General features: G+C 70.5%; 6 protein-coding genes and 1 pseudogene. 3 read left to right on the forward strand and 4 right to left on the reverse strand.

What is annotated here, in order from left to right; genetic code table 11:
• Positions 1–37: 37 nt before the first annotated feature.
• The 3 genes and pseudogenes from DMB66_RS09240 to DMB66_RS61075 all read right to left on the reverse strand — a co-directional run.
• Positions 38–2,371 (reverse strand): annotated as a pseudogene (locus DMB66_RS09240) (endonuclease); the annotation flags it as partial.
• Positions 2,372–2,480: 109 nt separating this feature from the next.
• Positions 2,481–3,524, reverse strand: coding sequence for a GNAT family N-acetyltransferase (locus DMB66_RS09245; RefSeq protein ID WP_125803615.1), 1,044 nt, complete (start codon positions 3,522–3,524; stop codon positions 2,481–2,483).
• Between the two features lie 60 nt (positions 3,525–3,584).
• Positions 3,585–5,264 carry a lytic transglycosylase domain-containing protein gene (locus DMB66_RS61075; protein WP_158647181.1) on the reverse strand — a complete coding sequence of 560 codons (1,680 nt, stop codon included), beginning with the start codon at positions 5,262–5,264 and terminating at the stop codon, positions 3,585–3,587.
• A gap of 337 nt (positions 5,265–5,601) precedes the next feature.
• Here DMB66_RS61075 and DMB66_RS09255 point away from each other — a divergent pair, with 337 nt between their 5' ends.
• Entirely contained in the window at positions 5,602–5,817 is a 216-nt protein-coding gene (locus DMB66_RS09255) for a zinc ribbon domain-containing protein (RefSeq protein WP_125803616.1), read from the forward strand.
• Between the two features lie 1,798 nt (positions 5,818–7,615).
• Positions 7,616–10,420: an adenylate/guanylate cyclase domain-containing protein gene (locus DMB66_RS09260; RefSeq protein WP_370318347.1), complete on the forward strand. Its 2,805-nt coding sequence runs from the start codon at positions 7,616–7,618 to the stop codon at positions 10,418–10,420.
• A 3-nt stretch (positions 10,421–10,423) separates the two neighbouring features.
• On the opposite strand, the gene DMB66_RS09265 is transcribed toward DMB66_RS09260, so the two are convergent.
• The gene (locus DMB66_RS09265) at positions 10,424–10,927 is read right to left on the reverse strand and encodes a phospholipase (protein WP_125803618.1); all 504 of its coding nucleotides are present in this window, start codon (positions 10,925–10,927) and stop codon (positions 10,424–10,426) included.
• 187 nt (positions 10,928–11,114) lie between these two features.
• Between DMB66_RS09265 and DMB66_RS09270 the strand changes: the two genes are divergently transcribed.
• Positions 11,115–12,131 carry a TrkA family potassium uptake protein gene (locus DMB66_RS09270; RefSeq protein ID WP_125803619.1) on the forward strand — a complete coding sequence of 339 codons (1,017 nt, stop codon included), beginning with the start codon at positions 11,115–11,117 and terminating at the stop codon, positions 12,129–12,131.
• The last annotated feature ends 54 nt before the right edge of the window (positions 12,132–12,185 follow it).

Genomic DNA, 12,185 nt, shown 5'->3' on the forward strand with positions numbered 1-12,185 from the left:
GTAACGAACTCGCCTGGGTTTTCCGCCGCGGGTTAACTCAGTCGTCGTTCTTGATCGTGCCCGTCGCGATCGAGTCGGTGCGGCGGACGTTCGCCAGGCCCGCGATCGCGAGCGTGAAGTGCTCGTCCGCCTCCTTCCACCGGTCGCCCCGGATCTGCACCGGGAAACCGAGGCTGGTCGCGCCCGCCGCCAGGACCTTGCAACCCGCGTACGGGTCGAAGTCGACCCCGGGCCACGCCGACCCCGGCACCGTGGCCGCGCAGACCGTCAAGGGCTGGCTGAGCGGCCGGGAGAGGGTCACCGGGAAGATCAGCGCCGTCCGTCCGGCGGCGCCCTCGGCGACGCTCGCGTCCGCGACGGTCAGCGCTGCCCGGGAGTGGAAGCGGGCGACCTGCGGATCGTGATCGCTTGAGCCCTTCGAGCCGTTGGTCTCGTCGGCCGCCGCCCAGTCGGCGTTGATGTGCGCCGCCCGGATCTCGATCAGGTCGCCGTGCAGGGCGTCGTTGACGAACAGGTGGTCCAGCGTCTGCGCCGAACCGTCGAAGACGTAGGAATACGCCGACGAGGGTGCCTCCGCCGCCAGGTCGTCCCACAGGCTGTGCAGGCCGGCCTCGTACAGCGGGCCGAGCTGGTCGCCCGGGTTCGCCGGGACCGGGTCGTCCGGGCGCGGGAAGACGTTCAGGTCGCCGCCGTACGCGATCCGCGCCCGCGCGTCGGCGCCCTCGATCGCCGTGGTGATCGCCGCGCCGTAGCCGGCCTGCTCGGTGCGCTGCCCGACCCGGCCGTCCGGCCCGGACGAGAAGTGGTTGCTGACCGCCCAGAGCGGGAAGTGCTCCGCCGTGCCCGGAGCGGCCTTGACATCGAAGCGGGCCACCTGCGGGGCGCGGGTGTAGACGTTCGGGCCGTCCACGCCGGTCGAAGTGTCCACGTCGGCCGGCAGGACCGCGTTCAGCGCCTTCGGGTTCGACACGTCGGCGTTGCTCGCCAGCGGCGCGCCACGATAGCTGACCTGCGGGGCCGAGCCCAGGACCGGGTCGGCGGCCGAGGCGGCGGCCAGCGAGAGGCGGTCGGTGCGGTAGAGGAATGCCGCGGTGATGCCACGGGCGTCCGCGCCGGTGCGGTCGTACGCGGCCGCGTACCCCGGACCGCCCTTGCCCTTGATCGTCAGCGCCAGTTCCTGCAACGTGTCCGGCTGCCCGTCGGCGTCGTTCGTGTCGCCGCAGGCCAGGGCGCCGCCGGCGACCGCGCAGAGGTCCTGGTCCTCGGCCTCCTGCGCGAGGATCAGATCGGGGGAGTGCAGGCTGCCGACGATCTGATCGGCCAGGTCGTCGAGCTTCTCCCGGTATGCCGCCTCGCTCGCCGGGACGTAGTCGAACGGCGGGTTCACCCCCGGGCAGCCGGTGTTGCCGGTGAAGTCGCAGCCGTCGAACGGGTCGTCGCGGAAGTCGTACAGGTTTTCCACGTTGTAGGTCGAGACGGCGAACTCGGTGTGGCGTGCGGCGGCCCTCGGCGGGTTGTTCCGCGACGGGTCCACGCCGGGCGTGAACGCGGCGGTGGCCGGCTGGATGCCGTACTTGTTGAAGGAGTAGTAGAGGCCGCCGACCGCGTCGCCGGACAGCAGGTCGAAGGTCTTGGCCGGCGGCAGCAGCACGCCGCTGTCACCCGCGGTCGCCTTCACCCCCAACGTGCCGAGCAGGATGCGGTCGCCGTTGCCGTCGTCGACGGTGCCGGGCAGATTGTCCAGCGGGTGCGCGTCGCGGAAGACCCGCCGGGCGTACGGGTCGGCGCGGTCCAGCAGCGGGTCATCGCGGTCGATCACCCAGATCTCCGAGTCGGCGGTGCCGCCGAAGACGTTGCGGCCGGCGACGACCCCGGCGCCGGCCCGGACGCGGAGCTGCATGCCCTCGTGCCGCTCCCAGAAGCGGTCGGCCGCGGCCAGGTCCGCCGGCGGCGCCGCGACGTCGACCTGGACGTCACTCGCCGGCACGCCCTCGGCCAGCTTGCTGACCAGCGAGGCGCCGGAGAGCTGGGTCATCGAGAAGAACTCCGAGACCCGGGCCCGGACCACGATCTCGTCGCCGACGACCGGCACGTAGCCGCCGATCAGCGAGGAGAAGGCGCCCATGAAGACGAAGACGCCGTCCGAGCTGGCCGGGTCGCCGTCGTCGGTGCCCGTGCGGCTCTGCAGGAAGAAGCCGTGCTGGGCGGCGCCGGCGGACGTGCGGGCCAGCGTGCGCTGGGTGACGACACCGCGTACGTCGTACAGGATGCTGCTGGTGCCGTTGCCGGACGGGTTCGCCAGCGGCGACCGGTCGGTGCGCGGGCTCTCCGCGTCGGTGGTGGCGCCCTGCACGGCGCCCACGGTCAACGGCTCGGCGGCGGCACGGGCGGCGCCGGGGGTCAGCACGGCGATCAGCGTCGTGACGGTGAGCAAGGACAGTACGCGGCGGTAGCGCACGGTGCCTCCACAGCTCGGTGGCTCAGTCGGTGGGCTCGAGCCGCTGCACCAGTTGCGCGACGTCCACGCCGTACTCGTACCAGTCGCGGTCGGACTGGTAGCCGAGTTCGGCGTTGACCTTCAGCATCGACTCGTTGTGCTGCGCGTTCCAGGTCTGCACCTCGCGCAGGCCGGGCTCGGCGGAGCGCAGCTCGAACAGCATCCGGGCCTTGATCGCCCGGTCGATGCCGTAACCGCGGTGCTCGCGGACGACGATCGTGTCGTATTGGTCGGCGCGTTCCGGATGCTGCGCGGGCACGACCACCTCGGTCAGCCCGGCGACCGCGCCGGAAGCCTCGTGGATGGCCAGCACGATGTACGGCTTCAGCCCGCGGCGGTGCAGCGTGTTCAGGCTGTCCCGCAGCCGCTGCGGGTCGGACGAGCTCGGCCGCAGATCGAGATCGCTGTCGTCGCCGTCCTGCCCCTCGAGCTTGGCCTGCGCGTACGCCTCCAGCAGCGCGGGGGGCAGCCCGCCGGGATGGTGTTCGACCCGGTAGCCGGCGCTGATGCCGTTCGCCATGGTGCCCAGGGCGTTCCAGTCCACGCTGGACAGGGTCAGGACGCTGCGAGTCTCCACATACTCCCGCTCGAAGCCGAGCGACGCGTAGAACGGCAGGGCCGGGGTGTCGCCGATCGCCTCGACCCCGATGGACGAGAAACCCTCGAGGTAGGCCCGGCGCGCGGCGACCGCGACCAACTGCCGGCCGAGGCCTCGCCGGCGCAGATTGGGGTGGACCAGCACTTCGAGCACGCCGATGTCGCCCAGCAGCAGGACGCTGACGTGGCCGTAGATGGTGCTCTCGCCCTCGGCGAGCCGATCGTCCTCGGCGACCCAGCTGATCCGGCGCTCACCCGGCATGGTCTCGGCCAGATAGTCGACCACCTGGACGTCCTGCCAAGGTGGATCGTCGGGGAGGTCCGCGGCCAGCACCGCGTTGTACGTCTCCACGAGCGACCGGATCTCCCCCGCCGACGCGGTCCGGGGATCCCACTCACGCACCCTCACGAGTACAGCTTGCCGGTACATGGACCTTCAGGGAAGTGCCGGGCGAACAAATGTACGCGACCCGTCACTGTGGGTTGTCGATCAAACCCGGCTGCGCTGCCCGTAATCATTGGCCGCATCAAACACCTTCTGCGCGTAAGGACGCACCGCGTTGTACGACAAAATGGCCTCCCACCAGGCATCCGGCTTGGCGAGATCGCGCCCGCCCTGGCACAGGTACTTGGCGGCGGCCAGGGACGCGTCGTCGATGTCGTTCGGATCGGAGACACCATTGTTGTCGGCATCAACACCATTGCCGACGGAGATGGCGGTCCAGGTCTGCGGGATGAACTGCAGCGGCCCGATGGCCCGATCGAACTGGCTGTCCCCATCGAGCGCACCCTGATCGGTGTCCCGGATCTCCTGCCGCCCACCCTTACCGTCCAACGGCAACCCGAAGATCGGCGGCGCGACGGACCCGTCGACATTGAGCACGGCCCCGTTGGCGCTGCCGTGCGAAGACTCCACCTTGGCGATGGCGGCGATCGTGGTCCAGGTCAGATGGCAGCTCGGGGTGGTGCGGCCGACAACAAGCTCGGCGTAGCCGTAAGCCTGCACGGCGACGACCGGGATGCCGGCCTGGGTGCCGGTCTGCTGCGCCCAGGAGGCCAGCACGTCGGCCGGCCGGGCGCCACCGACGGCCGGCTGAGCGCCGGGCAAGGTGCCACCCACACCAGGAGCGGTAGCGCCGGGAGTCGAGGGCAACCCGCCGACGCTGGGCGGCAGCCCGACCGGCCCGGAAACGGCACCGGCCGATGGATCACCCTCAAGCCCGAAGCCAGGCGTCGCGCTGGGTGACGGCACAGACTGCAAAGCCTGCGGTACGAGATAGACCCCGGCCGTCCCGGCGGCGCCGAGCAGCAGGGCGGCGATGACAGCGGGGAGGATGAGCCGGCCGCTCGGGCGCTTGGCCCAGGCGGAGGTGCTGCGAGCGGTGCTCCGCGCGACTCGAACCGGGTTGGCCCGGCGGAGCACTCGGGTGGCCCTGCCTTTTGAGGCGGCGGCCAGGGCGGCTGCTGTGGGCGCGGCCGTGCCTGCGGCAGCCTTATCTGCCTGGGTCTTGTCTCCCTGGGTCTTGTCTGCCTGAGTCTTGTCTGCCTGGGTCTTGTCTTCGGCCTTGTCGCCAGTTTTTGGCTCGGCCTTGTCGCCGGTTTTTGCCTCGGCCTTTGCCTCGGCCTTTGCCTCGGCCTTGTCGTTCTTGGTCCCGGCGTCGGCTTCGGTGCTGGCCTTGTCGTCCTTGTTCTTGGGGTCGATTCCATCGGCCTTTACCGATGTTGCCGGGTTCTTCTCCGGCCCTGAGCTTGTCCCGCCCGCGATCGCCGACTCTGGTCCGGCGGTTGTGCTTGTTTCGGCTAGGGCCCCCGACGCAGCGCTTGTTTCGGTCTTCACGCTCGGCTCGGCGTTCGTCTCGGCCTTGGCGTCGGGCTGGGGTTTGGCGTTTGTTCCTGCCTTGGCCGGCGGCGCGGTCTCGGCTTTGGTGTCGGGGCGGGGTGTGGTGGTTGTTTCGGCCTTGGCTGGCGGTGTGGTGTCGGGGTGGGGTGCGGTGGTTGTTTCGGCCTGGGGTGCGGTGGTTGTTTCGGCCCTGGCCGGCGGCTCGGTGTTCGGTCCGCTCGGGGAGCCGGCCTTCGCCGCCGTGGGCAGATGGGTGGTCGGCTCGCCCGCGGGGACAGCCTCCGCTGCCTGGTGCATGCCGTTGGCGGTCGCGGTCACACCCGACGTCATGGTGATAGCAGAGTCAGACTTGTCGGAAACCTCCGCTGTTGCCTCGGAAGGCAGCCCGGTCTGGGCGCCGGCCTCCGCAGGCTCGTCGCCGGACCTCACTCCCGAGGTCGAGGACTCCTCCTCGGGCGCCGCGCCCGAGCTCCCGAGGGGTCCGTCGCTGTGCGGCGCCGGGGATCGCTGCCCGGGCCGCTTCGGGGATTTCTCCTGCCCGTCCACCACCTGCACGACACTACCGGGCGACGCTGAATGCCGGTGTCCATGGAACATGCCCGATATGTCCCGCGCGGCCTGGGGATCGGCACCACAACTTGTCACAGCCACGCCATACGCTGTGGGCATGCCGCGCTATGACTACCGCTGCCGCGCCTGCGGTGACACCTTCGAGTTGAACAGGCCGATGGCCGAATCCTCCGCCCCGGCGGCGTGCCCCCAGGGTCACGCCGACACGGTCAAGCTCCTGTCCACAGTCGCGGTCACCGGCCGCAGCGCAGCCACGCCGTCTGCCCCTTCCGGCGGCGGCGGGGGTTGCTGCGGCGGCGCCTGCGGCTGCTGATCCCTAGGGCGCCTGACCTGATGAATCGCGTCCGCCCGGGAGCGCTATGGGCCAATTTGGTCGGCTCGGGTGGATTTACCCCCGATGGTCGTCTGGGTGATTGGGCCACCGGCTGACGCAGTGCCTCGATCGGGCGATTGTCCGCCTCGGGGAGCGCGGCGACGCACCTTGTACTTGCGGGCGGTGCGGCGGTGCGGGCGGTGCTTGCGGCGGTGCGGGCGGTGCTTGCGGCGGTGCGGGCGGTGCTTGCGGCGGTGCGGGCGGTGCTTGCGGCGGTGCGGGCGGTGCTTGCGGCGGTGCGGGCGGTACGCGCGGGCAGTGCTTGCGGCGGTGCGGGCGGTACCTGCAGGCGGTGCTTGCGGGCGATTTCTCGCGCGGACATGTCGCTGCGGGAGTCCCGTTGGATCACCGTTCGATCCGGTTAGATCGCCTTTGTTCGAAACCTTATTGGTTGCTTTGATAGGCTTTGGCATTTTTGGGCCCTCGTGGAGACTGCTTCAGGCCCTTCGGTGTCCCACTGCCAAGTGCTTGAGTCGTGGGCGTTATGCCGGTATTTCTGGCGGGGATGCTCCGGCTGAGTCTCGTGCCGCCCGGCGTTGGCCGATGGGTATGCCGTGGCGGCGTGGGAGCTGATCGAGCCGCCCTCAAGATCCTCGTCGGGTCACCTGCCCTGGATCGATGTTGTTGCGTATGGGGTGCGGAGCGGACCACGCGGCCTCAAGATCCCTCGTCAGGGTCGCCGGCGCTGATCGACATTGATGCGTGCGGGTGCGCTGCGCCGATCACGCGGCCTCAAGATCCTTGTCGGGTCGTCAGCGCTGGATCGACTTTGTTGCGTGCGAGTGCGGAGCGGACCGTGCCGCTACAAGATCCGGCCGCGGCGCCGAGCAGGCCTGTGGGTGTGATCGCTTCGTCGGGGTATGGCGATCGATCGGAGACCCGGTCGCGCAAAAGACTCTGAGGGCCACCGATCTCCAAGAGGGATCTCAGTGCCGTGCCTCGTTCGAGTGCTTTGTCGGTGGTCGGCGCATCCGAGGTTGTCGCCGAAGGATCGAAAACCCTAGCGACTTTGCTCGAAAGGCATGGATCGCGTTCCCCGATCTGGGCAGGTAGCAGCCGGACACCGACGCGCCCGCAGAAGTCTCAGCTCCGCACAAGATCTGCCGGTGGACTGCCGTGGCTCGGCGTCCAACCGAGATTCGGCCCCGGAGGCCGCGAACCCGAGCCGCCGCGATCAATGCCGCCACTGCCCGGCCCAACTCGGGCCGCTGCCCAACCCGAACCATCGCCCAACCCGAACCATCGCCCAGCCCTGGCCGCGGCCCAGCCCTGGTCCCTGGCCGCGGCCCAGCCCCGGTCACCGGCCTCCGCCCAGCCCCGGTCACCAGCCGCGGCCGAGGCCTGGCGGTCGGGGCCCGTAGCCAATCCCGGGATCAATTCAATCTGGATGTATCACCGAGGCCCCTTGTGAGATCTGTTGTCATGTCGACTGTTGACAGGCGCATAGACGTGACGCTGTGGTGATCGTCGGGTGACCTGCTGGAGTCGCACAACAGTGACTCGTGCGGGGACGTCCGAACGGGTCAGTGGAATTGACCGACTGCCGCGCAACTCGAACGTGAACCTCGTCGTTACGTCACGCGTAGTGCCGTGCGTGACCGTCGATGACCGACCATGGGTCGCCCTTCCGGGGTAGGCCGTGGCGGGAAGACGGTTACCGACCGTTTCTACGATGTGCCGTGTGATTGCGGTGCGGCAGCATGAAGCGCGACTTCCCAAGGGGGCGGAGGTTCTCACCGTGTCGGGACGGACCGACCTACCGAGCGGCCTTGTGACCTTCATGTTCACGGACATCGAGGGGTCGACGCGCCTCGCGCGGATGCTCGGCGAAGACTATGGCCGCGTGCTCAACGCCCATCGCGGCGTCGTTCGTGCAGCGCTGAGTAATTACGCTGGAGCCGAGCTTTTTACTGAGGGTGACTCTTTCTTCGTAGCTTTCGGGGATGCGGCGGCTGCCGTGTCGGCCTGTGTGGCAGCACAGCGTGCACTCGCCGCATACCCGTGGCCGAGCGCGGACGCGGCGCCTCGGGTCCGGATGGGACTCCACACGGGCTGGGCCACCCCGGTCGCCGGTGAGTACACGAGCGCCGAAGTGCACCGGGCCGCCCGGGTAGCCGCCGCGGCGCACGGTGGTCAGGTGCTCTGCTCCAAGGCGACCGCACTGGCGGTCGCCACCCGGTCGCCCGAGCCGGCTCCCCGCCGCGAGGACCTCGCCCTGATGGGCGCGGCAGCGAACGGGGCCGCAGCGAACGGGGCCACAGCAAACGGAGCCACAGCGAACAGGCCGGCAGCGAAAAGGCCGGGACCAGCGAACAAGGCGGGAGCGAACGGGAGCCGGCCACGACTCGGCGACCAGCACCGGGAACGCCGGATCGCCCACGCCGCGCCCCTGGACAGTGTGGACCTGCTGGACCTGGGCCAGTTCCGGCTCCGCGGCTTCGACGATGCCGAGCGGCTCTTCCAACTCGTCGCGCCGGGGCTTGAGCAGGCGTTCCCCCGTCCGCGTACCCCGGGCGCGCCGGTCGACAATCTTCCCGCCGCTGTCACGCCCTTCATCGGCCGGCGGAGCGAGATCGCCGAGCTGAAGAACCTGGTCGGCACGCACCGGCTGGTCACCGTCGCCGGGGCGGGTGGTGCCGGCAAGACCCGGCTCGCCGTCGCCGTCGCCGAGGACCTGCGGGCCGCGTACCCGGATGGCGTCTGGCTGGTGGATCTCGCCGAGGAGCAGCCGGCCGAGGCGCTGGCCGCCGCGATGGGGGTGCGGCCGGAGCCCGCCCGTCCGCTGCTCGACAGCCTCATCGAACGCTGCGCAGACGGCCGTACCCTGCTCGTTCTCGACACCTGCGAGGCCCGGCACCCGGCCGCCCGGGAGCTGATTCGCCGGCTGCTGGCCAGCTGCCGCCGGCTGGACGTGCTCGCCACCTCGCGCACCTCGCTCGGCGTGCCCGGTGAGCTGGTCTGGCGGATTCCGCAGCTGGCCCCCGCCGATGCCTACGCCCTGCTCACCACCCGGGCCGCCGCGGCCCGTGGTGGTCGGCCCGGCGCCGCCGGCGAGGCCGGCGACCTGGCCCGGATCGCGTCGAAGCTGGACGGTGCGCCGCTGGCCATCGAGCTGGCCGCGGACCGGTTGCGGCTGCTCTCCGCGGCGCAGCTCGCCGCCCGGCTCGACGATCCGATCGCCGCGCTCGACGCCGGTCGCCACGAGCCGGGCCGGCACGGCAGCCTGACCCGCAACCTCGACTGGTCCTATCGTGGCCTCAGCGACGGTGCCGCCCGGCTGCTGCGCCGGCTGGCCGTCTTCGCCTCCCCCGTGGAGCTCGACACCGTGGAATGGGCGGGTGAGGACGCCTTCGGCGCCCTGTCGGAGCTGGTCGACCGGTCGCTGGTCGAGGTCGTCGCCGGGTCGCGCTACCGGATGTCCGGGCAGGTCCGGGCGTACGCGACCCGCCGGCTGGCCGCCGTGGGGGAGGAGCCCGCCGCGCGGGAGGAGCACGTCGCCTGGTCGTTGCACACGCTGAACGGCGTGGCCGTCGACACCGACGGGCAACCACGGACCGTCTCGCTCACCGAGCTCGCCCCGTACGTGCAGGAGTGGCAGGCGGCGCTGCGCTGGTCGGCCACCGGTGGCAGTGTCCGGGCCGGGCTGCGGCTCGCCGGGGCGCTGGACCCCTGGTGGCGGGAGCACGGCGGCGAACGGGAGGGCCGGGACCTGCTCTACCGGCTGTACGGCCGGCTGGACGCCGAGCCGGGCGAGCGGATCGACCAGGCCGAGCTGGCGTCGGCGTACCTGGTCCACGCCGGACTCGCCGACGACCGGGACGAGCGGGCCCGCTTCCTGGACCGGGCCGAGGAGATCGCCCGCCAGGTCGGTCACCCCGCGTTGCTGGTGCGGGCGCTCGCCGGGCAGCGACTCTCGCTGGTGGCGGCCGGGCGGACAGCCGAGGCCGAGCAGGTGTGCCGCGAGGTCATCGCCCGGGCCGAACGCACCGGGGTGCCGGCCGAGGCGCTACCGGCGGTGGTGACGCTCGCCGAGTTGCTGTGGCGGCGCGATGCCCTGGACGAGGCGGCCGAACTGCTCGGCGGTGCCCGCCAGCTCGAGGCGGGACGGCCGGAGGACCGCGGCAGCCGTACCGTGGACTGGTTGTTGGGGATGGTGGCCTTGCGCCGCCGAGACCTGGTCGCTGCGCACGACCACCTGGTCGTCGCCCTACGGTCGCGCCTGCGGCACGGTTTCCGGGGCGCCGCGGCGGACGCCGTCGCTGCCATCGCCGTCCGATGTGCCGCCGGCGGCGACCCCGGCACCGCGACCGTCCTTTTCGGGGGTGCGGAATCGGTGCGGGGCGCACGCCGGGCGACCCAGTTCGGTGGCTTCTGGTCCGGGCGGCAGGCCGCCCTGAGGCGGGTGCTCGGCGACGCGGCCTTCGACGCGGCCTACGCCGATGGGGCGAAGATCGGCTTCAGCCGCGCCGTCGCGACGGCGCTGGCCGTCGAGCATCCGGACCTCGAGCACGGGTCGGCGCGCTTCGCGCAGACCCTGGGCTGAGTCCTATTCGACCAGGCTGCGGGCCCGGTCGAGATCGGACGGGCTGACGGACGCGAGCGAGCCGAAGACGCTCACGGCCTGGTAGTAGGTCCAGGCCAGGCTGTAGCAGGCCGGGCGCACCACGGCGCTGTAGGTGGCGCACTTGCGCTTGAGGTCGGCGTAGAACACGTTGTCCACGCGGTCCTTGTTGGCCGGGAACGCGCCGAGGTCCTTGTAGTTGCGGTAGCCGAAGTCGTGGTGCCAGCAGGCGTTGGTGAAGTCGAAGCCCAGCGGCTTGTCCGGGCTGGACGAGCAGTAGTCGGTGGCCCAGTCGAAGCCGTAGCTCGCCCAGGGCGCGCGGTCCAGGCGGGCGGCGTTCCAGGCGGCGGTGCTGGCCGCGGTGGTCTGGGTCCAGCGGGACAGGACGGTGGCCTTGCTGTCCGTGGCGGCGGAAGCCGCCACGGCGGGAGCCAGCAGGGCGAAGGCAGAGATCAGGACGACGAGGGTACGGCGGACGGACCGTTTCATCGAAACCTCCAGCGGTAGGCCGCCAGTCTTGGATCGAAAGGTTTCGAGATACAAGCTGATCAATGGAGAATTCCTTAACGACGCCTCAACTTACCGGTGGGTATTCCGCAGCGGGCCTGTCGTGTGCTGTCCTGGAAAGTGGTGTGGGACCCGGCCGCTATGGTGTGAACGTGCAGGTGGCCGTTAAGTGATCCGATTACCGCTGGTCCGACAGGGACCACTGCGGGCGCTCGCCGTGCGAGTGATCGCCGCCGTCGTCCTCGTGTTGCTCACCGTGTTGGTGATCTACATCGACCGCGACGGTTACCGCGACGTCAACGAGGACGGCCTGACTCTCCTCGACTGCTTCTACTACGCGGTCGTGTCGCTCTCCACCACCGGCTACGGCGACATCACCCCGGTGACGCCCGACGCGCGCTTCGTGAACATCGTTTTTATCACCCCGGCCCGCGTGCTCTTCCTGATCATCCTGGTCGGCACGACCCTCGAGGTGCTGACGGACCAGTACCGGAAGAGCATCAGGGTCACCAGGTGGAGGCGTAAGTTGAAGGACCACATCATCGTCTGCGGCTACGGCACCAAGGGCCGCGCCGCGGTCAGCGCGCTGCTGGAGACGGGCTACGACAAGTCCCGCATCGTGATCGTGGAAAGCCGCGACGAAGCCCTGCGCCAGGCCGCGACCGCCGGCCTGGTCGCGATCGAGGGCAACGCCACCCGTTCGGCGGTGCTGCTCGAGGCGGACGTGAAGAACGCCAAGTCGGTCATCATCGCCACCGACAGCGACGAGGCATCCGTCCTGATCACCCTGACGGTGCGGCAACTGACGGCCGGCCAGGTGCGAATCATCGCGGCGGTCCGCGAGCAGGAGAACGCGGCGCTGCTCAAGCAGAGCGGCGCCCACCACGTCATCGTGTCGTCGTCGACCGCGGGCCGGCTGCTCGGCCTGACCACGACGACCCCGCCGCTGATCGACGTGGTCGAGGACCTGCTGACCCCGGGCCAGGGCATGGCGCTGGCAATGCGCTCCGCGGAACGCGACGAGGTGGGCCGCAACCCCCGCGAGCTGCAGACCCTGGTGGTGGCCCTGATCCGGCGCGGCAAGGTGCTGCCGCTGGGCGGCCAGCAGTCGATCACCATCGACACCGGGGACATGCTGATCTACATCCGCGACGAAGAGAACAGCGGCATCGGCGTAGCCGTCTGACGGTTTCCGCTCTCCGGACCAGGACCCAGGACCAGGACCAGGACCAGGACCAGG

It is taken from the genome of Actinoplanes sp. ATCC 53533 (genome assembly GCF_003947245.1).